Origin of the sequence: Pedobacter sp. MC2016-24 (assembly GCF_015223055.1) — a bacterium.
Taxonomy (GTDB): Bacteria; Bacteroidota; Bacteroidia; order Sphingobacteriales; family Sphingobacteriaceae; genus Pedobacter.
This window is the reverse complement of the sequence record NZ_JADFBX010000005.1, coordinates 49,025-70,898: the sequence shown is the minus strand read 5'-3', so window position 1 is coordinate 70,898 and position 21,874 is coordinate 49,025. Positions and strand designations below refer to the sequence as shown.

Sequence of the window (21,874 nt, the reverse complement as noted above, 5' to 3'; positions counted from 1 at the left end):
AAAAGTTGTATCTTGCGCCCTCTTAAAAAAGATTTATAAATAAGAATATTATGGGATTAATGACATTTTTGCGGAATCGCGCAGGCTATATCCTGGTTGGAGCCATCGGTTTTGCAATTGTTGCATTTTTAGTTGGTGATGCAATTAACGTAGGTAAGCCTTTTTGGGCTGCTTCTCAAAAAGTTGTAGGATCAGTTGACGGCGAAGAAATAAACATTGATGAATTCACTCCAAAAGTGGATCAGAATTTAGCTCAGTTTAAACAACAATATGGCGGTTCTGCAAATCCGCAGATGCAAGCTATGGCTGTTGACAATGCATGGCAGGGTGAGATTGCAAACATTCTTTTAACTAAAGAGTATAACCGTCTTGGTTTAACTGTTTCCAGTGATGAATTGTTTGACCTGTTGCAAGGAAAAAATCCAAGTCCACTAATTGTACAGTATTTCGGTAATCCCCAAACAGGTGAAGTAAACCGTGCTGAAGTAATCAACTCTTTAAAACAACAAGATAAAAATCCTCAGTTGAAACAACAATGGGATTTGTTGCAAACAGAAGTTGAAAAACAAGCTTTACAGAAAAAATACTCCAATTTAATCCGTAACTCAATTTATGTAACTACACTTGAGGCGAATGATGAATATTTAAACCGCAACAAACTGGCGAGCTTCAAATATGTAAACCTGGATTATGCAGCTATCGCTGATGCCAGCGTTAAATTGTCAGAGTCTGATTACAGCGATTATTATAACGATAATAAAAAACGTTTCGACAGCCCTGCTGAGACCCGTACATTCCAGTATGTTTCATTCAGCGTAAGCCCGACAAAAGAGGATTCAGCTGCAGTGAAATCTCAGGTAGACAAATTGGCTGCTGATTTTAAAATCGCCGCCAATGATTCTTTGTTTGCTGTAGTAAACTCAGATGTGAAAGTTCCATACACCTATATGAGTAAAGGTAAATTGGATCCTGCTGTTGATTCAGTAGTATTTAACCTTCCTGCCGGAAGTTTTTACGGACCGAAATTTTCTGGTAACTCTTATAAACTGGTAAAAGTAATTGATACCAGGTTTTCTCCGGATTCAGTTAAAGCAAGTCATATTTTAATTGACCCGAGTAAAATGGGTGGCGCTGATAAAGCGGTTAAATTTGCAGACTCATTGAAAACTTTGGTTCAAAATGGTGCAAGCTTTGCAGACTTAGCGAAAAAATTCAGCATTGATGGTTCGAAAGATAAAGGTGGTGACCTGGGTACTTTCAGTCGCGGACAAATGGTTCCTGTATTTGAAAATGCAGCTTTCAATGGTAAAGCTGGCGACCTTAAAGTTGTGACTTCACAATTTGGTGTTCACCTGATCAAAATTGAAAAACAGATTGGTTCTTCTAAAGTGGCTAAACTGGCTTACATTGAGAAAAGCCTGACTTCAAGTAATAAAACTAAAGATGCGGCTTATAAAAAAGCGACTGCATTCTTAAACGAAGTAAATGGTGGTAACTTTTCTGAGCTTGCTCAAAAGAAAGGTTATACTGTAGGTGTTGCCGATAAAGTAACCGCTTCTCAAGGTTTTGCTCCAGGCTTAGATAACCCGCGCCAGTTGATCCGTGATGCTTATGCAGCAGATAAAGGTGATGTGTTGAAAGATGTTTATCAAATGGAGAATGCTTATGTAGTTGCTCATTTGGTTGATGTGAAGCCAAAAGGTCCGCTTCCTTTAGACGCCGTGAAGAAAGATATTGAGCCTATGGTTCGCAGAGCGGTGAAAGCAAAAATGCTGACTGAGAAAATGAATGCTGCATTGCAAGGTGCTGCTAAAATTGATCAGGTTGCTCAAAAATTGGGTAAGCCAGTATTGCCGGTTGAAAACATTGTGTTTGCAAATCCAATTATCCCGGGAGCAGCACAGGAAAATAAATTGGTTGGAACTGTTTTTGGTGCGCAACCAGGTAAACTTTCTAAGCCGGTAGATGGCGAGCAAGGTGTTTATGCATTTGTAGTTGATGGATTTACCAATCCAGCGCCGTTGGCAAACACTTACAAACAAAAAGAAGGTATGATGCAAATCGCTGCTCAACGTTCTTTATCCGGTGCTTTCCAGGCTTTGCAGGATAAGGCTAACATAAAAGACAATAGGGTGAAATTCTATTAATCTTATTTTACGTAATTTTGTAACCGGAAGCAGTACTGCTTCCGGTTTTTTTATTTCATGCATATGGATATTCAAGAAAATTTTGTCAATAAAGTAGCCGCAAGTGGATTGATTACCTTAAATCTGGAAGAATATTTCGACCAGGGTGAAAGGGTAGTTTATGACATTAAGGAGAATCTTTTTCATGGTTTGATATTGAGGGAGAAAGACTTCAGGGAGTTTATTAAAACGCATGACTGGTCGGCCTATGCAGGTAAAAATGTAGCAATCATTTGCAGTGCGGATGCGATTGTACCAACCTGGGCCTATATGTTGTTGGCCAACAGAATGAAACCTTTTGCCAATGAAGTTGTTTTTGGAAGTCTGGAGACCTTGGAAGCTGTGCTGTTCAGTAAAGCGCTGGCAAAAATTGATTTAGCTGCATTTGCGAATGAACGTGTGGTGATCAAAGGTTGTGCAGATATTGAGGTACCAGTATCGGCTTATGTAGAAGTGACCAATTTGCTGACTCCGGTTGTAAAGAGCATCATGTATGGGGAGCCATGCTCTACAGTGCCGGTATACAAGCGTAAAGATTAGTAATCAAACATTAAACTTAGGTATGAGAAGATCATTGTTGTTCGTCATTTTTGCATTCCTAAGCTTAAACGCGATAGCGCAGGAATTGCCATTTGTTAAGGAACCCGTATTTCAGGCCGGTGAAGTCCTGAAGTATAAGCTGAAGTATGGTTTCATTACTGCCGCTGAGGGGACAATCAAGGTAGAAGATTCGGATTTGAAGTTTAACGGTAAACCCACCTATAAACTATTGGTTGATGGAGAGACTTCCGGAACTTTTGATGTGTTTTATAAAATCAGGGACCATTATGATTCCTATATTGATAAAGAGAATCTGAAACCTTATTTCTACCAGGAGAATATCCGTGAAGGCAGTTATCGCCGCCAGGATAAGGCACGGTTTCATCAGGAAGATAAAAAAGTAGTTGCGACTAAAGGTACTTTTGCAACACCGACAACGCAGACCTTTGACCTGGTCTCTGCCTATTACTTTGCGCGGAGCCTGGACATCTCTAAAATAAAAATCAATGACTTTGTCAAGCTGAATTACTTTTTGGGTGACGAGGTGAGTCAGCTTGAAATACAGTTTGTAGGTCGTGAGGTCATCAAAACAAAACTGGGGAAAATCAGGTGTTTGAAATTTAGCCCTTCAATTAAACCAGGTCGGATCTTTAGAAAGGATAGCCGTTTGTATCTTTGGGTTACTGATGATGGCAACCGGGTTCCGGTAAAAGCACAGGTCGAAATAATCGTCGGTTCTGTGACTATGGAAATTAAATCGGCTGATGGGTTAAGATATCCATTGGCCATAGTTCAATAAAAAATGATAGAAGTACAAAATACATTGGTTCATGAGGATGTCATTACAGAAAGCTTTGTATGCAACCTGAATAAATGTAAAGGGATTTGCTGTGTGGAAGGTGATGCGGGTGCCCCACTGGATGTAGCTGAAACCGCCATTTTAAAGGATATTTATCCTAAAATTAAACACCTGCTGGAACCTAAAGGAATTGAAGCCATTGAACAACAGGGTACTTCGGTGGTAGACGCCGATGGTGACCTGACTACGCCCTGCGTGGATGGCAATAAGGAATGTGCTTATGTAACTTTTGAGAACGGCATTACCAAATGTGGGATTGAGAAGGGCTATGAGCAAGGTCTGGTGGATTGGCAGAAGCCAATTTCCTGTCACCTGTACCCGATTCGCATTACCCAGTATCCGGAATTTGAGGTGTTGAATTACGACCGCTGGCACATCTGTCATGATGCCTGTTCTTTTGGTCGCGAGCTTAAGGTTCCGGTATATCAGTTCCTGAAAGGGCCACTGATTAGAAAATATGGTGCAGATTGGTTTGCAGAGTTGGAAAATACTGTATCTTCGAATGGGGATACACTCCATAAGTAATTACTCAATAAAACGATATCAATTGAAAGGAATAATTTTAGCAGGTGGTAGTGGTACGAGACTACACCCCTTAACGCTGGTGATGAGCAAGCAAATGATGCCTGTTTACGATAAACCGATGATTTATTATCCATTGTCCATTTTAATGCTGGCCGGGATTAAAGAAGTGCTCATTATTTCTACGCCGCATGATTTGCCAAACTTTGAGAAGTTACTCGGCGATGGAAGTGCTTTAGGCTGCAAGTTCTCTTATGCGGTACAAGAGCAACCGAACGGGCTGGCGCAGGCATTTGTCATCGGTGCTGATTTTATTGGCAACGATAAAGTAGCCCTGGTATTGGGTGATAACATCTTTTATGGTGATGGTATGGCTAAATTGTTACAAGCCAGCGCTGATCCGGAAGGTGGCGTTGTATTTGCTTATCGCGTATCTGATCCGGAACGGTATGGTGTGGTTGAATTTGATGGGGATAACAACGCGATCTCTATTGAAGAAAAGCCAACAGAACCTAAATCAGACTATGCAGTTCCTGGTTTGTATTTTTATGACAACAGCGTGGTCGAAATCGCTAAGAATATCAAACCTTCTCCAAGGGGTGAATATGAGATTACAGACGTGAATAAGGTATATCTGGAGCAAGGCAAGCTGAAGGTAGGTGTGCTGAGCAGGGGAACAGCCTGGTTAGATACTGGGACTTTTGCTTCTTTAATGCAGGCGGGACAGTTTGTTCAGGTCATCGAAGAACGTCAGGGCTTGAAGATTGGATGTATTGAAGAGGTAGCCTATAGAATGGGATTCATTGATAAGGAACAATTGAGGACGATCGCGACGCCCTTGGTTAAAAGCGGATATGGCGCTTATTTACTCAAAATTATCAAGTAGGAAAGGTATTTAGGATCTAGAGCTTCGGTGTTACCGGAGCTTTTTTTGTTTAAATTTTTTTCTTTGAGATTCAGCTTTGATCGGTTTTAGCCAAAAAAGTTGAATGATTGGGTAAAAGCTTAAAATTTTTAATAGCTAAATCTTTTTTCTTTGTTCAGGAGGAATTGATGTTTGAGGGGGATTAATCACCATGTTAAACAAATGAGATCATGAAAACCTGTTTTAGCTGTTTACTTACCGTGCTGGTCTTATGGACTGCAAAAGCTTCATCTAAGGATATTTATGTTGCTGTGAATGGGAACGACCGTAACGCAGGTACTAAGGCATCTCCTTATGCAAGTATTGGCAAGGCACAGTTGATGGCCCGGTCTTTAAAAGGTACCGTAACTGTTTTTTTGCGCGGAGGAACCTATTATTTAAGAGAGCGCATTGTCTTTAGTCCGGATGATTCCAGGAAGGATGCTGAACCCCTGTCATTTAAGGCCTATCCGGGTGAGCATGTCGTCATCAGCGGAGCCCACCGGATGTCATTGACATGGAAGCTTTTTAAGAACGGTATTTATCAGGCCAAAGTTCCGGGGGATTATGTTTTTGACCAGTTATTTATGAACCATAAGCCGATGCGGATGGCCAGGTATCCGAATTATAATCCGGCTATCCGATTTTATGGTGGTTATGCGGCCGACGCTTTGAGTCCGGAACGAATAGCAAAATGGAAAAATCCAATTGGTGGCTTTGTTCATGCTTTGCATAAACATGAGTGGGGTGGATACCAATATCAGATTACTGGTAAATCTGCCAATAATCAATTGACCCTGGAAGGCGGTTTTCAAAATAACCGGCAGCTAGGGATGCACGATCAATACCGCTTTGTAGAAAATATTTTCGAAGAACTGGATACCGTTGGAGAATGGTATTACGACAAAGCAGCACACCTGCTTTATGCCTATCCTGACACCACAAGTAATTTAAATGATGCATGGATAGAAATTCCACAGTTGAGGCATCTGTTCGAATTCCGTGGTACGGAACAGGCGCCAGTAAATAATATTATTATCGAAGGTCTTGAACTCCGGCATACCTTGCGAACCTTCATGGAAACTAAAGAACCTTTGTTGCGTAGTGATTGGGCCATTTACCGGGGCGGGGCTGTTTTCATGGAAGGAGCAGCACATTGTCAGATCAGATCTTGTTATTTCAATAGGGTAGGTGGAAATGCGATATTTCTAAGTAATTATAACCGGAATAATGCCATTTCCGGATGTCATATTGCCTATGCAGGTGCCAGTGGTGTTTGTTTTGTTGGTGACCCTAAGGCTGTGCGTTCCGCCGTTTTTGAATACAATCAATTTGTTCCCTTTGCCGCGATGGATACATTGCGAGGCCCCAAAAACGATAACTTTCCAAAGGATTGTACGGTAGAAAACACCTTAATGTATGGCTTAGGACAGGTGGAAAAACAAGTTGCAGGAGTTCAGATCTCCATGTCGATGGGCATCACTGTCAGCCACAATACCATTTATGACGTTCCAAGAGCCGGAATAAATGTCAGTGAAGGCACATGGGGCGGGCATACCATCGCGTACAATGATGTTTTCAACACGGTATTGGAAACAGGAGATCATGGCGCATTCAATTCCTGGGGCAGGGATCGATTCTGGCATCCCAAAGCTGCAGAGATGAAAGCGCTTGTGAAAAAGAACCGTACGCTGGTGACTGCAGATGTGATCAAACAAATTGTGATTCACGACAACCGTTTTCATTGTGACCATGGCTGGGACATTGACCTGGATGACGGATCCAGCAATTACTTAATTTATAACAACGTTTGCTTAAATGGCGGACTTAAATTGAGGGAAGGCTTTTTTAGAACGGTAGAAAACAACATCATACTCAACAATTCTTTCCATCCGCATGTCTGGTTTGAAGATAGTGGCGACCGCTTTGAACACAACCTGGTAACACGCAATTATTATCCAATCAGAATCACCGATTGGGGAAAGCATATAGACCATAATTTTTTTCCGGATTTAGCATCCCTGCATAAATCCCGGGAAATGGGAAATGACCAGCATTCAGCCTATGGGAATCCTGAATTTATCAATCCTGCTGCCGGAGATTATCGTGTAAAGCCGGGCTCCGGAGCACTTCTTGTTGGCTTCAAAAACTTTCCAATGGATCAATTCGGTGTAACCTCAACAGATTTAAAGAGGCTCGCGAAGAAAGCACCCATTCCAGTACTCACTAAGGCAGCAGCAATATCCAAAGGAAGCATTGTAGAGTGGTTCGGACTGAAAATAAAAAACCTGGAAACGCTTGGCGAACGTTCCGCTACCGGAATGCCTGATGAAACCGGCATTCTGGTTCTGAGTATTGCCGAAAATAGCCCGTTTGCTAATTATCTCAAACCAAATGATGTGTTGATTGCCTACAGGCAACGAAAACTGCTTAAAATACCTGACCTGCTCGAAGAGCAGGAACGGAGCCGAACCAATCAAAGTATTGAACTGACTGTTTTTCGCAACCAATCGCCTTTAAAAATTAAACTCGATAATGTGTTAAAATAACTGAGCACCATAAGTGTTACGTTTGTACGGTTTACGTCCAATTGGAAATAAAATTACCTTCTCTGAGGAGGCATAGCGTCTTTTGTGCTTCTTCAGCACAAATTATGCAGCCTCGAAGAGAATGGTCATTTTATCATTTTATGTAAAAATTGCTTAATGATATGATAAAATCATAAAATAAATTGCGGTATAAATCGCGTCCTTTGGATAAACCAAATAATTAGACCAATGGCTAAAAATAAATACCTTTTTCCTTTAATCATGATTACCTCATTATTCTTCATGTGGGGCTTTGCTTATGGCTTGCTAGATGTTTTAAATAAACATTTTCAGGAGGCGCTAAATATAACCAAATCAAGATCTACCTTATTGCAGGCGGCCTATTTTGGCGCATACTTCCTGGTAGCATTGCCTGCTGGTATTTTTATGAATAAATATGGATACAAAAAAGGTATCATTATGGGCTTGATTTTGTATGCCGTAGGTGCATTTTTATTTTATCCGGCTGCAGAACAATCCAGTTTTAATGCATTTCTTCTTGCACTATTTATTCTTGCATCCGGACTGGCTTGCTTAGAGACTGCTGCAAATCCTTATGTAACGGTATTAGGTACACCAGAAACTTCTGCAACCCGATTGAATTTGTCCCAATGCTTTAATGGTGTCGGATCTTTTTTAGGGCCAATTATAGCATCTTATCTGTTTTTTGGAGAGAAGAGTAGTACTGATAATGGAAATCTTGATTCTGTTAAGATGATCTATGTGGTGATTGGTATATTGGTACTCATCGTAGCTGCAATCTTTGTTCGTACAAAGTTACCTGAAATTAAAGACAATGAAACCGTAAGTTCCGAGGTCTTTAATCAAAAGCCTCTATTTAGTCATAGTAATTTTAGTCTTGGTGTAGTTACCCAGTTTTTCTATGTTGCAGCGCAAGTTGGTGTCGCTACCTTGTTTATTAATTATTGTACGGAAAGTCATATCGGTATTGATAATGCAATGGCCGCTAAACTACTTTCTATTGGACTGATTTTATTTACTGCTGGTCGTTTTATTGGTACTGCGTTGATGCGTGTGATCAAGCCAAATCAATTACTGGCAACTTATTCTGTAGTTAATGTTTTGTTATGTGCAGTTGTCATGTGGAATAATGCCTGGCTTTCGGTTTATTCATTAATGGCTTTGTTTTTCTTCATGTCAATCATGTTTCCAACAATTTTTGCACTCAGCATTAAAGATCTTGGTCAGCATACTAAAAAGGCGTCTTCATTTGTCATCATGTCCATTGTTGGTGGAGCCTTGGTTCCATATGTGATGGGTACAATTGCAGATCATTACTCAACGCCAATCTCTTATGTAGTTCCTATGATTTGTTTTATTGTGGTGTTCCTGTATGGAATCAGAGGTTACAAAATAATTAAAAACTAATTGACTAATACAAAGATGAATAGATATTGTTTAGCGCTTGATCTGGTTAACGATCCTCAGCTCATTAAAGAATATGAGGTGATGCATGAGCAGGTCTGGCCGGAGATTGAAGCAAGCATCAAAGACTCGGGCATTGTGGCGATGGAGATTTACAGAACGGGAAATCGTTTGTTCATGATTATGGAAGTAAACGATGCGTTCAGCTTTGATCAAAAAGCAGCAGCAGATGCGGAGAATGAAAAAGTACAGGAATGGGAGCAGCTGATGTGGAAATACCAGCAAGCGATACCCGGAGCCAAGCCGGGAGAGAAATGGATGATGATGAATAGAATATTTGAGTTAAAAGCCTAATGTCAATACTAACAAATAAAAGTTTTTTACAAATCCACCCCGACGATAACGTTTTGGTGGCTTTACAGGATTTGCCTAAAGGGCAGGTCATTCCCTGGAACCAGACGGAAATTACCTTACAAGATGATATCCATGCCAAGCATAAATTCTTTATAAATGACTTAAATATCGGGGAAGAAGTGATCATGTATGGTGTATTGGTTGGTAAAGCAACAGCCTTTATACCGCAGGGCGGATTAATGACTACAGATAACGTCCACCATGCTTCGCAGGATTACGCTTATCGCAATGTAAATTATCAATGGAAAGCACCTGATGTCAGCGCTTTTAAGAACCGTACATTTCAGGGCTATCACCGTGCTGATGGTAAGGTTGGAACAGCCAATTACTGGCTCTTTGTACCGACAGTCTTCTGTGAAAACAGGAACCTGGATGTGATCAAGGAATCGTTACACAATACTTTAGGTTACAATGTAACCAATAAATACAAACAGTTTACAGCAGAACTACTGGAAGCTTTTAAAGCCGGAGAATCGATCTCCTCCTTTAAAATAGATACAATTGGTACTGCCGATCTGAATAAACACCGCGTGTTTAAACATGTTGACGGAATCAAATTCTTAAATCACCAGGGCGGATGTGGTGGTACCCGGCAGGATTCGGACTTGCTGAGTAAATTGCTCGCTGCCTACGCGGATCATCCCAATGTTGCCGGTATTACGGTGTTGAGTTTAGGCTGTCAGCATTTGCAGACGCAAAACCTATTGGACGACATCAAATCCCGCAACCCTTCATTCGGAAAAAAGGTGCTTATTTTTGAACAACAGCAAAGCCAGAGTGAAGAGCAGTTGATTAAAGAAGCTATCCTTCAAACCTTTGTGGGTTTAGAGGAAATCAATAAAATAGAAAGAAAACCAGCTCCTTTAAGTGCCTTATGTGTGGGTGTTAAATGCGGCGGTAGCGATGGGTTTAGCGGCATTTCAGCCAATCCTGCGGTGGGATACGCCTCCGATTTACTGGTTGCTTTAGGTGCCAAAGTTTTGCTGGCAGAGTTTCCGGAATTGTGTGGAGCAGAGCAAAACATCATTGACCGCTGTCAGGATCAGGCAACAGCCGAAAAATTCATTACCTTGATGCAGGATTATGATGCCCAGGCTCATGCAGTGGGCTCCGGTTTTCACATGAATCCTTCGCCAGGTAATATCAAAGATGGCTTGATTACCGATGCGATAAAAAGCACTGGAGCTGCGAAAAAGGCCGGGACATCTCCGGTGGTTGATGTACTGGATTATACAGAGCCTGCAACAAAACCGGGTCTAAGCCTGGTTTGCACACCCGGCAATGATGTGGAAGCCACTACCGGAAAAGCGGCCAGTGGTGCTACCCTGATCTTGTTTACTACAGGTTTAGGTACGCCAACAGGAAACCCGGTGTGTCCGGTAATTAAAATTGCGACCAATACGGCATTGGCTACCAGGATGGGTGACATTATTGACATTGATACGGGCGGAATTATCCGGGGCGAGAAAACGATTGAAGAGATGGGGGCAGAAATCCTGGAATATTGCATTAAGGCTGCAAGTGGTGAGATCATCCCCAAAGCAGTTTTGTTGAATCAGGACGACTTTATTCCATGGAAAAGAGGAGTTTCATTATAATTATATACCATGTTTAGTTTAAAAGGAAAATCAGCAATTATTACGGGGGGCGGTAGCGGTATAGGAAAAGCAATATCCCTGCTTTTCGCAAAACAAGGTGCGCATGTCAACATTATTGAGTTAAATGCTGAAGCAGCTGAACAAGCTGTGGAAGAAATTAAGGCGGCAGGTGGTACCGCAACGGCTTTTGGCTGTGACGTGAGTAACCAGGCTACGGTAACTGCCGTGTTTGATCAGATTGGTGCGATTGATATCCTGGTTAATAATGCAGGAATTGCCCATGTGGGGAAAGTAGAAAATACCAGTGAAGAAGATTTTGTAAAGGTATTTAATGTGAATGTAAAAGGGGCTTATAATTGTTTATATGCTGCGATACCCGCTTTGAAAAAGAGCAGCTCGGCTGTGGTACTCAATATGGCTTCTATTGCCGCTGTAGTTGGCATTGCCGATCGTTTTGCTTATTCGATGAGTAAAGGTGCGATATATGCCATGACCATGTCTATGGCCAGGGATTATATGGCCGATGGCATCAGGTGCAACAGCATTTCTCCTGCCAGGGTACATACTCCCTTTGTGGATGGCTTTATTGCCAAGAACTATGCCGGACAAGAAGCAGAGATATTTGAAAAATTATCGAAGAGTCAGCCGATAGGCAGAATGGGAAAACCAGAAGAAGTCGCATCCCTTGCGCTTTATCTGTGTTCCGACGAAGCTGGTTTTGTAACTGGAAACGATTATCCTTTGGATGGTGGTTTTATCAAGTTGAACAACTAGTCTGGTTGGAAAAGAATTATTATCTTCAAAAAAAATATACTTAACAAATGAAATTAATCAGATGGGGAGCAGCCGATCAGGAAAAAATCGGTGTAATAATTAATGATACCTGGTACGATACGTCGTCCTTTGGTGGTGATTATAACGAGCAGTTTTTTAACAATGACGGTCTGGTACGACTGGGAGAATTTTTAAAAGCGAATGAAGGCAATTTGCCTGTAGTTCCGGCAGGAACACGCTTGGGTTCGCCAATTGCACGTCCTTCAAAAATAGTATGTATTGGTTTGAACTATGCCGATCATGCCCGTGAAACCGGTGCAGCTATACCACCGGAACCTGTGATTTTTATGAAATCAACTACCGCAATGGTAGGCCCGAATGATGACATCACCATCCCTAAAAACTCGGTAAAAACAGATTGGGAGGTTGAATTGGCTGTAGTGATTGGCCGCAAGGCATCTTATGTAGAAGAGGGCGAGGCTTTGGACTATGTTGCTGGTTATGTATTGCACAATGATGTATCTGAGCGTGAGTTCCAGATTGAAAGAAATGGTACCTGGGACAAAGGTAAAGGTTGTGATACTTTTGCGCCTTTAGGCCCCTTCCTGGCTACACAAGACGAAATTAAGGATGTCAATAACCTGCGTCTCTGGTTAACTGTAAATGGTGAAAAGATGCAGGATGGAAATACGTCTAACTTCATCTTTAATGTACCTTTTGTGGTTTCTTATGTAAGTCAGTTTATGACCTTATTGCCTGGAGATGTAATTTCTACAGGTACGCCAGCTGGTGTTGGTCTGGGCTTCAACCCACCGGTATATCTTAAACATGGCGATGTGGTAGAACTGGGTATTGACGGACTGGGTACTTCGAAGCAAGAAGTGAAGAACTATGTTAAAAATTGATGCACACCAGCATTTCTGGGTGTATGATGAAATAAGGGACAGCTGGATCTCGGAAGAGATGGCCGTACTCCGTAAGGATTATTTACCGGGAGATTTACTTCCGGTACTTCAACAACATCAGTTTGACGGCTGTATTGTGGTACAATCCGATCAGTCGAACGCAGAAAATCGTTTCCAACTCGCAAATGCCGATGCCTATGATTTCATCAAAGGTGTTGTAGGCTGGGTGGATTTACAAGCGGCAGATATCAAGGATCAGCTTGCTGCCTGGCGTAGTTTTAAAAAATTAAAAGGGTTTCGCCACATCCTGCAAGGTGAAGCCGATCGGGCGCTGATGCTGAAACCCGCTTTTTTAAACGGTATTCAGGCCTTAAAGGTTTTTGACTATACCTATGACATTTTGATTTTTCCGGATCAGCTGAAGTTTGCCACAGCGCTTGCAGCCCGTTTTCCAGATCAGAAATTTGTGTTGGACCATATCGCTAAACCAGATATCAAGAATCAAAAGATCGCTGACTGGCAACAGGATATTCAGGCACTGGCCGCATTGGAAAATGTATCCTGCAAAGTTTCTGGAATGGTTACCGAAGCGCATTGGTCTGACTGGAAGTCGGGGGACTTTAAAGCTTACCTGGATGTAGTTTTCGAGGCATTTGGTCCCAAAAGGGTCATGTATGGTTCAGATTGGCCAGTTTGCCTGCTTGCAGGTAGCTACGGAGCTGTGCTGAACCTTGTTGATGAATATACCAAAGCACTGTCTGCAAACGAACGTGATTTGTTTTGGGGCGGCAATGCCACTAATTTTTACAATTTAATTTAAGCAATACAAAAATATGGATCTGAGATTAAAAGATAAGGTCGTAATCGTTACCGGTGGGGCAAAAGGAATTGGCGAAGGCATCGTCCAGGTATTGGCAAAAGAAGGTGCAATTCCTGTGATTGTTGGCCGTAATGCTGCAGATAACCAAAAGGTAGTTGATGAGTTGGTCGCCAATGGCGGTCAGGCTTTCCAGGTCGCAGCAGAACTGATGGATCCTAAAGAAAGTGAAAAAGCAGTTAACCTGGTTCTGGAAAAATATGGCAGGATTGACGGACTGATCAATAATGCAGGTGTTAATGATGGTGTTGGTCTGGAGAGTGGTGATTATGACCGCTTCGTGGCTAGCTTACATAAAAATGTGATCCATTATTACATGATGGCTCATTATGCTTTACCTGCACTTAAAAAGTCCAGAGGTTCAATCGTCAACATCAGTTCTAAAGTAGCAGATACCGGACAAGGAGGCACTTCTGCTTATGCCGCTTCAAATGGTGCAAGAAATGCCATGACCAGGGAATGGGCTGTAGAATTATTGCCTTATGGCATCCGTGTAAATGCAGTCATTGTTGCAGAGTGTTACACACCTTTGTATCAGAACTGGATCAACTCCATTCCAAATCCGGAGGAGAAACTGGCTTCCATTAAAGCAAAGATTCCTTTTGAACAAAGGATGACAACGGCAGAAGAACTGGCAAATGCTACAGTGTTTTTACTTTCTGAGGTATCCAGCCATACTACTGGACAATTGGTGTATGTAGATGGGGGATATGTGCATTTAGACAGATCGATTAGTCCGGAATAGTACTCCTTTTACATAAAAAACCAGCTGTATTAGTCGAAGTCCGGCATCTGCTGCCCTGTAGTTGCAGGGTCTGGGACTTCTCTTAACATAGCTGGTTTTTTGCTGACCTGAAGGCCAATTATATCGCTTTCGTTTCAGTTTTTAACCAGGCTGCTTCTTCTGTATTTAACAGCGGGCTAAGTTTTTCAAATACCAAAGCATTATAGCTGTTTAACCAGTCGATTTGCGATTGCTCCAGCAGCTCTTTTTTTACAATAGTGGTGCTGATCGGTGCAATGGTCAAAGTTTCGAAAGCATAGAATTCATTAAACGCATTGCTCACATCCTTAATTGTGTTTACCAGGTTTTCGATGCGGATGCCGTGTTTGCCAGGGCGGTAAACCCCCGGTTCTACGGAAGTAATCATACCCAGTTCGATGGCAACCGGAGTCGCAGTTGCATTAAAGACCTGTGGGCCCTCATGAACATTTAGGAAATAACCTACACCATGACCTGTGCCGTGACCATAGTTAATGGCATAATCCCATAATGGCTTGCGAGTAATCGCATCAATCTGATAGCCACAAGTACCTTTAGGGAACCGGACTTTACAACCATCAATCATACCTTTTAAAACCAGCGTATAATCTGTTTTTTCTTCTTCCGTATTGTTTCCCATAGGGATGGTTCTGGTAATGTCTGTGGTTCCATAAAAATACTGACCACCTGAATCTACCAGGAATAAGCCTTCGGCCTTCACTTCCACATTACTTTCTTCAGAAGCACCATAATGAGGGAGGGCACCATGTGCTTTGTAAGCACTGATGGTGGTAAAGCTGTCGCCAACAAAGCCTTCCTGCTCTGCTCTGAATTTTCGCAATTCTGCTGCGGCAGACAATTCAGTAATGGTTGTTTTGCCAATATGTTCCGACAGCCATTTTAAAAACCGGGTAATGGCCACGCCATCTTTAAGCATTGCTGTGCGGGTATTGTTCAGCTCTGTTTCATTTTTAACAGCTTTAAAATTGGTTGTGGGATTGGTTTCCTTAATCAGTTTCACAGAAGCGGGAATCAGTTTGCTGAAAGCAAAGCAATTGCGCTTTGGATCGATCAGGATGCTACTGTTTTCAGGAATGCGTTGTAATGCCGTTTCAATTTCTTCGTAAGCGAAAACTTCTACGCCGCTTTTCAACAAAAGTTCCTTAGCTGCGGTATCCAGTTTGTCAGGATTTACAAATAGCTTGGCATGATCCTGACTGATCAGGGCGAAGCTCAATACTACGGGATTGTAACTGACATCTTTGCCGCGGATGTTGAACAACCAGGCCATGTCATCTAAAGAAGAAATCAGGTGATAAGCCGCCGCATGTTTTTGCAGGCTGGTTCTTACCGCGGCAATTTTACTGCTTACCGATTGTCCGATGTGTCTGTCCTCAATTAAATATGCAGGCTCAGCAGGCAAGGCTGGCCTGTTTTCCCAAATTGGATCCAGATAATCCTTGTTGGCCAGTGTGATGTTTTTAATGCCCAATTGCTGGGTTAGCAGGTCGCCAAGTAAAATCGACAACAATTTTTCATTGCTGGCAACAACTGCGCCATTTTCCAATTTTTCCTGAAGCCATTGGATATATTCCGGTGCATGCTGAACTTTCTGTTTTACCAGGTCAAAACCGCTTCCGGCAAGCTGTTCTTCAGCCTGTTCAAAATAACGGAAGTCAGTCCACAGACCGGCAAAGTCGGCCGTGATGACCAATGTGCCTGCAGAACCTGTAAATCCTGAGGCAAAAGGAATGCATTTATAATGTTTAGGTAAGTACTCGCTAATATGCGGATCTGCGGAAGGGATGATGTAAGCCTGAACGTTGTCGGCTTTCATTTGTTCGCGTATTTTGCTTAATTTTTCCTGATAAGTCATATGTTCAGTTTTTTATGTCCTTTGGCAAATCTATAGAAAATATGAAGAAGAATGTTAGGCTACTTAGGCCGGATTTTTGAAATTCAATTAAAAAGCCTATTTTCGTTCTGCTCCAATCAGCTCAGTTAAACCATGTTAGTCTATAACAATTTTAGTGATGAGGAACTGACCATTTTGTTGAAACAGGAGGATCAAATTGCATTTACTGAAATTTACAATCGCTACTGGGCTGAAATGTATTATCATACGTTTCGCATGCTCAAAGATGAAGACAGCTCCAAAGACGTTGTACAGGACGTTTTTAGCAGCTTATGGCTGAAGTCATCTTCATTGAATGTGAATACGAAATTATCAGGATATCTGTATGTTTCGGTCAGGAATAAGGTCCTCAATCTTGTAGCCCAAAACAAAGTGCGTAACGACTACTTGAGCTCCGTAGCAAATTTTGTTTCACAGTCTACTACTTCTTCTGCATTTTTTGATGAGCAGGAAATCTTGGAAATTGTGGAAGCTGAGATCAGGAACTTGCCACCAAGGATGCGGGAAATCTTTGAAATGAGCAGAAAGGAAAATCTGTCTCACAAAGAAATTGCAGAAAAATTGAACATTTCACCTCAAACTGTTAAGAAGCAGGTTCAGAATGCACTGAAAATCATAAAAAACAAAGTTCCAATGTTAGGATCAGGGATTTTGGTGATGTTTTTTCTGCGATAAGTGCGTTTTTTGTTAGAATTGCTGGCTTTTTAAATTTATTTACATTTTGTATACCCCCAAAGGCAGTTTCGCCTGTTCTTCTTTTAAATTGGCTGTCAATATCAAGCAATAATGAACAGGGAACAAGCAAAAGAACTCGTAGAAAGGTATAACAATGGATTCGCTAATGCTGAAGAAAGGGCTTGGGTAGAAAACTGGTACTTGGACGAATCGCGTAAATTTCAGTTTTCTGAAAAGGAAGCAGATTTTCTACATTTAAAGGAGAAGATCTGGATTGCCACACTGCAGAAGTCCGGACTTGGCAAATCAGTCCCGAAACGTTTAGCATTATGGCCACGTATTGTTGCAGCCGCAGCGATATTGATGGTGGTAGGCCTGAGTTTATATTTTTATCAGGGTAATCGCTCCTTGAATAACCAGCTTGCAGCTGATATTGCACCCGGTGGAAATAAAGCAATTCTTACCTTGGCAAATGGGCAAAAAATTGTACTCAATGATGCTGCGAAAGGTGAAATTACCAGGCAGTCAGGTATCACGGTCAGCAAATCCAAAGATGGCGAGTTGATTTACACAGCAGTTGCTGCTGAGGAAGAATCTACAACAACCATACGCAATACAATTTCTACGCCCAACGGCGGACAATACACCATTATGCTTTCAGATGGTACTAAAGTAATGCTCAACGCGGCTTCTTCTCTAACGTTTCCCACTGCTTTAAATCAGAAAGACCGGCTGGTTGAGCTTAAAGGGGAAGCATATTTTGAAGTGGCAAAGCATAAAAATAGTCGTTTCAGGGTAATTTCGGGACAACAAACGATTGAAGTATTGGGTACCCATTTTAATGTCAACGCCTATGCTGACGAAGAAGCAATAAAAACAACGCTTCTTGAAGGAGCCGTGAAAGTTTTCACGCCTGGAGCGGCTGAGACCATTGAACCGGGTGAGCAGGCAGTATGGAATAAGGCTTATGGGGATGCACTGGTTAAGCATCGCGTAAATACAGCGCAGGAAACGGCCTGGATCAATGGTGTTTTTTCATTTGACGGAGAAGACATTAGGTCTGTCATGCGACAGGTTTCGAGGTGGTATGACGTCAATGTGATCTACGTAGGCCCGGTAAGCGAGGAGAAATATTATGGAGAGATTTTTCGAAACAGCAAGTTATCGGAAGTATTTAAAATATTGAAAATTGAAAATGTACATTTTGATGTAGCAGGGAAAACCATTAAGGTTTCGTATAACCAACGAATACCTGTATCAAATCTGCAGAATAATAAATAATGAACCTATTCTTTAACCAACTAAACCAAATCAGATGATAAGAAAACTACAATAGATCGGGAAACGATAAAATGATTTGACTAAAAAACCGGAAGTATCTCACCACTTCCGGTTCAAAAAAAGTCAGCAGCCAGATGTTGAGACCGGGTTGCTATTTATTCACTTAATTCTATTCCAAAAATATGAAATTAACTTTTCTTTACAACCCTGTATTTCAGATACAGCAGGTAAAGTACAAACTATTACTAGTGATGAAATTAACCGCTATTTTATTACTGATCGGAACCTTACATTTATCAGCCGCAAGTTTTTCCCAGACTGTGACCATTTCGAGGAAAAATGCTACGCTGGCAACAATATTAAAGGAAATCAAACAACAAACTGGTTACTTATTTTTCTATACAGGAAAAGTTAAAACCTCAGATCAGCGCCTCAATGTTGAATTAAAAAACGTACCCCTGTATGAAGCGCTTCAGGTGTGCCTGCAAAACGACAATCTAAGCTTTATCATTGTAAATAAAACCATTGTGCTCAGTCCAAAACAAACAGATAGGGGCGCTTCTGGAAATGAAGCCAGGCCAATTCTGCTCGCCGTTACGGGAAGGGTATTTGATAAAGAAACCAATCAATCTATCCCCGGCGTCAATGTATCGGTTAAGGGGATACCGGGAAGACGAACCCAGACCAGCGAAAATGGTGGGTTTAAGTTGGAAGCACAACCTGGTGAGCTATTGTTATTTAGTTACATTGGATATAAGCCGGTAGAGGTTAAAGTGACAGATAGCAAAACTTTAACCGTATTGATGGAGTCGGAAGTAAATGCAATGAAAGACATCGTGGTTACGGGGTATCAAACCATTAAAAAGGAAAGTTACACCGGCAATGCCATTACCATAAAAGGCGATGACTTAAAACGAACAAATCCGCAAAATGTGCTCAAGGCCATCCAAAGTTTCGATCCTTCTTTCAGGTTGTTAGATAACAACTTAGCCGGATCAGATCCAAATGCGATGCCCAGAATAAATGTAAGAGGTGCAACCGCTTTGCCGGGACTGCCACTGAATAAAGACGACGTTTTGGACCGCAATAACCTATCCAGCTCTTTTAACCTACCTGCTTTTATCCTGGATGGTTTTGAGGTGTCCTTACAAAAGGTTGTTGACCTGGACATCAACCGCATTGAGTCAATAAATATATTAAAAGATGCGGCGGCCACCGCCGTATATGGTTCAAGAGCTGCCAACGGTGTAATGGTCATCACCACTAAAGCACCTGTATCTGGCAAACTGCAGTTGTTTTACAATTCGGAACTTACCCTTTCAGCTCCGGACTTATCTGGTTACGATGTGCTTAATGCAAAAGATAAAATTGCTTATGAACAAATGGCCGGCTTGTACCGCAAACTTACGCCAGGTGTAGGTGATCTTACTCAGGATGCCCTTGATCAGGAACTTTTTAATAAGTTGAAAAATGTAGCCAGTGGCGTAAATACCTATTGGTTATCTCAACCACTTCGTAATGCATATGCACAGAAGCATTCCCTGAATATTCAAGGCGGAGACCAAAGTTTTCGTTATGGTATTGATATGCGTTACCAGACTCAACCCGGCGTAATGAAAGGGGTAACCAGAGACCGGTACAGTGGGGGCATGGATTTTACTTATATGCCGTCTAAAAAACTAATTTTTAGAAACAACCTTTCTGTCAATCAAACCAATGGGGCAAATTCACCTTACGGAAGTTTTTCTACTTATGCTTTGATGAATCCTTATTACCCGAAAACGGACAGCACAGGCAGGATTGTACAGGAATTGGCCAGATGGAGCATCGATCGTGGCTACACAGATCCAGTAAATGGTCAGTATAGAACGGCATACGTATTTAACCCTCTTTTTGAGGCGGGTTTGAACAATTTTAACAAGGACAGCTATCTGGAATTGATAGATGCATTCACCATAGATTACAAATTGTCTGAAAGTTTCCGGTTAAAAGCTTTGATGAGCCTGAATCAAACCACCTCAAAGTCTGATCGTTTTGTTTCTCCTTTGAGCAGTCAGTTTTACGACTATACCACAGACAAACTAAATAATCGGGGAACTTACGATTATACCACTACCAATGCACTCGGTATTGATGGAAATGTAACGCTGAATTATAATAAACAACTTGGCGAAAACTTTTTCAATCTGGTACTCGGTACAAATGTGATTGCCAGAAAATCAGATTTCAAATCTATCTCGGCCCAAGGGTTCTCCAATGATAAATTTACCAATATTGGCTTTGCCCGCATTTATAAAGAGGAATCGGCTCCTGGTGGTAATGTGCTTATCAACCGTACCCTGGGTGCTTTCTTTTCCGGGAACTATTCTTATAAAAACAAATATCTGGCAGATGCTTCATTCAGAATGGACGGTTCCTCTTCATTTGGATCAAACAAACGTTTCGCTCCTTTTTGGGCTACAGGTTTGGGATGGAACATACATAACGAAAGCTTTCTGCAGGGATCTGAAATCATCAGCCAGTTGAGGTTAAAAGCAAGTACAGGGCAGGTAGGATCAGTTGGTTTTGATCCTTACATGTCACGTGCTATTTATCAGTATCAGACAGGCAACTGGTATTCTACAGGCATTGGAGCTACACTTGTAGGCTACGGGAATGACAACCTGGAATGGCAAAAAACAACAACTTATGATGCTGGTCTGGATTTAGGACTACTAAAGGATCGTTTCGTGATCTCTCCGCGTTATTATTACAAACTGACTAAAGGATTGATTACGGATATCACACTCCCTCCATCTACCGGTTTTACAACCTACAAGGAAAACCTGGGCGATATTGCCAATAAAGGGTTTGAATTATATCTGACGGCAAATGCCTTCCGAAATGCGGATTGGAATGTTAACGTGACGGCAAATGCAACACACAATACCAATACATTAGTCAAGTTGTCCAATTCACTGCAGGCCTTCAATGATAAAATCAACAGCATACAAAACAGCCCGGACAATAATAAAGAAGGGGAGATCGGTTTGGCGACAATCCCTATCGTACGCTATGCTGAAGGCCAATCTCTGTACACGATATATGGGGTTAAATCACTTGGTATTGATCCGGAGAACGGAAGAGAAATTTATGTTAAAAAGGATGGTAGTTTAACTTATGACTATGACATCACAGATACGCAGCCGATTGGTGATGGCACTCCAAAAATCTCTGGAAATTTAGGAAGTAATATCAGTTATAAGGGCTTTATGCTAAGCTTCAGCCTTTATTACCGTTTCGGTGGGCAGACTTACAATCAGACCTTGGTAGATAGGATCGAGAATGCAGATCCCCGTTTCAACGTAGACAGCCGGGCACTATCACAAAGATGGGTGAAGCCAGGCGATCGGGCCTTATATAAAAATATTGCTGATTTAACGGCAACAAAGGTAAGTTCAAGGTTCGTACAGAAGGAAAACCTAATTGAACTGCAATCTGTTTACATGAGCTACGATTTTAAAAAGGACTTTATCCGCAGAGCGGGTTTCCAGACATTAAGGACAAGTATTACCATGAACGATATATTCAGGACCTCAAGTGTAGGAATAGAGCGTGGTATTGATTCTCCCTTTGCAAGAAATATTACTTTTTCCCTACAGGCTTCATTTTAACACAATCAATATGTTTATGATAGCTTCTTACCAT

Annotated in this window: 17 protein-coding genes; 16 read left to right on the top strand and 1 reads right to left on the bottom strand. The window is 41.6% G+C overall.

All coding sequences use genetic code 11. The features are described 5' to 3' along the window. Window positions 1–50 precede the first annotated feature (50 nt). From IM797_RS13655 to IM797_RS13595, 13 genes are all read left to right on the top strand, one after another. Entirely contained in the window at window positions 51–2,147 is a 2,097-nt protein-coding gene (locus IM797_RS13655; RefSeq protein ID WP_194127706.1) for a peptidylprolyl isomerase, read from the top strand. Window positions 2,148–2,210: 63 nt separating this feature from the next. Next, window positions 2,211–2,726 carry a DUF2480 family protein gene (locus IM797_RS13650; RefSeq protein ID WP_194127705.1) on the top strand — a complete coding sequence of 172 codons (516 nt, stop codon included), beginning with the start codon at window positions 2,211–2,213 and terminating at the stop codon, window positions 2,724–2,726. A gap of 22 nt (window positions 2,727–2,748) precedes the next feature. Further along, window positions 2,749–3,525: a DUF3108 domain-containing protein gene (locus tag IM797_RS13645; RefSeq protein WP_194127704.1), complete on the top strand. Its 777-nt coding sequence runs from the start codon at window positions 2,749–2,751 to the stop codon at window positions 3,523–3,525. Between the two features lie 3 nt (window positions 3,526–3,528). Next, window positions 3,529–4,110, top strand: a complete 582-nt coding sequence (locus IM797_RS13640; protein ID WP_194127703.1) for a DUF3109 family protein — start codon at window positions 3,529–3,531, stop codon at window positions 4,108–4,110. Window positions 4,111–4,132: 22 nt separating this feature from the next. Further along, window positions 4,133–4,993, top strand: coding sequence for a glucose-1-phosphate thymidylyltransferase RfbA (gene rfbA, locus IM797_RS13635; protein ID WP_194127702.1), 861 nt, complete (start codon window positions 4,133–4,135; stop codon window positions 4,991–4,993). Window positions 4,994–5,202: 209 nt separating this feature from the next. Continuing rightward, on the top strand, window positions 5,203–7,560 hold the full coding sequence (locus IM797_RS13630; protein WP_194127701.1) for a right-handed parallel beta-helix repeat-containing protein: 2,358 nt from the start codon (window positions 5,203–5,205) through the stop codon (window positions 7,558–7,560). Window positions 7,561–7,788: 228 nt separating this feature from the next. Beyond that, window positions 7,789–8,988, top strand: a complete 1,200-nt coding sequence (fucP, locus tag IM797_RS13625) for an L-fucose:H+ symporter permease (RefSeq protein WP_194127700.1) — start codon at window positions 7,789–7,791, stop codon at window positions 8,986–8,988. Between the two features lie 15 nt (window positions 8,989–9,003). Then, the gene (locus IM797_RS13620; protein WP_194127699.1) at window positions 9,004–9,339 is read left to right on the top strand and encodes an L-rhamnose mutarotase; all 336 of its coding nucleotides are present in this window, start codon (window positions 9,004–9,006) and stop codon (window positions 9,337–9,339) included. After that, window positions 9,339–10,997 (top strand): UxaA family hydrolase, encoded by a 1,659-nt coding sequence (locus IM797_RS13615; protein ID WP_194127698.1) that lies wholly within the window; start codon window positions 9,339–9,341, stop codon window positions 10,995–10,997. The genes IM797_RS13620 and IM797_RS13615 overlap by 1 nt, the downstream gene beginning before the upstream one ends. Before the next feature lie 9 nt (window positions 10,998–11,006). Further along, window positions 11,007–11,771, top strand: a complete 765-nt coding sequence (locus IM797_RS13610; RefSeq protein ID WP_194127697.1) for an SDR family NAD(P)-dependent oxidoreductase — start codon at window positions 11,007–11,009, stop codon at window positions 11,769–11,771. Window positions 11,772–11,818: 47 nt separating this feature from the next. After that, window positions 11,819–12,676 (top strand): fumarylacetoacetate hydrolase family protein, encoded by an 858-nt coding sequence (locus IM797_RS13605; protein ID WP_194127696.1) that lies wholly within the window; start codon window positions 11,819–11,821, stop codon window positions 12,674–12,676. Beyond that, window positions 12,663–13,496, top strand: coding sequence for an amidohydrolase (locus IM797_RS13600; RefSeq protein ID WP_194127695.1), 834 nt, complete (start codon window positions 12,663–12,665; stop codon window positions 13,494–13,496). Before IM797_RS13605 ends, IM797_RS13600 begins: the two co-directional genes overlap by 14 nt. A gap of 13 nt (window positions 13,497–13,509) precedes the next feature. Then, complete coding sequence (locus IM797_RS13595; protein WP_194127694.1) at window positions 13,510–14,298, top strand: SDR family oxidoreductase; 789 nt, start codon at window positions 13,510–13,512, stop codon at window positions 14,296–14,298. Window positions 14,299–14,416: 118 nt separating this feature from the next. On the opposite strand, the gene IM797_RS13590 is transcribed toward IM797_RS13595, so the two are convergent. After that, window positions 14,417–16,192 carry an aminopeptidase P family protein gene (locus IM797_RS13590; protein ID WP_194127693.1) on the bottom strand — a complete coding sequence of 592 codons (1,776 nt, stop codon included), beginning with the start codon at window positions 16,190–16,192 and terminating at the stop codon, window positions 14,417–14,419. A 132-nt stretch (window positions 16,193–16,324) separates the two neighbouring features. On the opposite strand from IM797_RS13590, the gene IM797_RS13585 reads away from it, so the two are divergent. The 3 genes from IM797_RS13585 (at window position 16,325) to IM797_RS13575 (ending at window position 21,840) form a co-directional block, all read left to right on the top strand. Beyond that, window positions 16,325–16,906: an RNA polymerase sigma factor gene (locus IM797_RS13585; RefSeq protein WP_194127692.1), complete on the top strand. Its 582-nt coding sequence runs from the start codon at window positions 16,325–16,327 to the stop codon at window positions 16,904–16,906. A 111-nt stretch (window positions 16,907–17,017) separates the two neighbouring features. After that, window positions 17,018–18,187, top strand: a complete 1,170-nt coding sequence (locus IM797_RS13580; RefSeq protein WP_194127691.1) for a FecR family protein — start codon at window positions 17,018–17,020, stop codon at window positions 18,185–18,187. 182 nt (window positions 18,188–18,369) lie between these two features. After that, the gene (locus IM797_RS13575; protein WP_194127690.1) at window positions 18,370–21,840 is read left to right on the top strand and encodes a SusC/RagA family TonB-linked outer membrane protein; all 3,471 of its coding nucleotides are present in this window, start codon (window positions 18,370–18,372) and stop codon (window positions 21,838–21,840) included. Window positions 21,841–21,874: the final 34 nt, after the last annotated feature.

What these genes read in the sequence shown, in the direction of transcription:
- IM797_RS13585 (WP_194127692.1), top strand. Translation starts at nt 16,325, where the DNA reads ATGTTAGTCTATAACAATTTTAGTGATGAGGAACTGACCATTTTGTTG.
- IM797_RS13595 (WP_194127694.1), top strand. Translation starts at nt 13,510, where the DNA reads ATGGATCTGAGATTAAAAGATAAGGTCGTAATCGTTACCGGTGGGGCA.
- IM797_RS13590 (WP_194127693.1), bottom strand. Translation starts at nt 16,192, where the DNA reads ATGACTTATCAGGAAAAATTAAGCAAAATACGCGAACAAATGAAAGCC.
- IM797_RS13645 (WP_194127704.1), top strand. Translation starts at nt 2,749, where the DNA reads ATGAGAAGATCATTGTTGTTCGTCATTTTTGCATTCCTAAGCTTAAAC.
- fucP (WP_194127700.1), top strand. Translation starts at nt 7,789, where the DNA reads ATGGCTAAAAATAAATACCTTTTTCCTTTAATCATGATTACCTCATTA.
- IM797_RS13610 (WP_194127697.1), top strand. Translation starts at nt 11,007, where the DNA reads ATGTTTAGTTTAAAAGGAAAATCAGCAATTATTACGGGGGGCGGTAGC.
- IM797_RS13580 (WP_194127691.1), top strand. Translation starts at nt 17,018, where the DNA reads ATGAACAGGGAACAAGCAAAAGAACTCGTAGAAAGGTATAACAATGGA.
- IM797_RS13650 (WP_194127705.1), top strand. Translation starts at nt 2,211, where the DNA reads ATGGATATTCAAGAAAATTTTGTCAATAAAGTAGCCGCAAGTGGATTG.
- IM797_RS13600 (WP_194127695.1), top strand. Translation starts at nt 12,663, where the DNA reads ATGTTAAAAATTGATGCACACCAGCATTTCTGGGTGTATGATGAAATA.
- IM797_RS13640 (WP_194127703.1), top strand. Translation starts at nt 3,529, where the DNA reads ATGATAGAAGTACAAAATACATTGGTTCATGAGGATGTCATTACAGAA.
- IM797_RS13605 (WP_194127696.1), top strand. Translation starts at nt 11,819, where the DNA reads ATGAAATTAATCAGATGGGGAGCAGCCGATCAGGAAAAAATCGGTGTA.
- IM797_RS13620 (WP_194127699.1), top strand. Translation starts at nt 9,004, where the DNA reads ATGAATAGATATTGTTTAGCGCTTGATCTGGTTAACGATCCTCAGCTC.
- IM797_RS13575 (WP_194127690.1), top strand. Translation starts at nt 18,370, where the DNA reads ATGAAATTAACTTTTCTTTACAACCCTGTATTTCAGATACAGCAGGTA.
- IM797_RS13615 (WP_194127698.1), top strand. Translation starts at nt 9,339, where the DNA reads ATGTCAATACTAACAAATAAAAGTTTTTTACAAATCCACCCCGACGAT.
- IM797_RS13655 (WP_194127706.1), top strand. Translation starts at nt 51, where the DNA reads ATGGGATTAATGACATTTTTGCGGAATCGCGCAGGCTATATCCTGGTT.
- IM797_RS13630 (WP_194127701.1), top strand. Translation starts at nt 5,203, where the DNA reads ATGAAAACCTGTTTTAGCTGTTTACTTACCGTGCTGGTCTTATGGACT.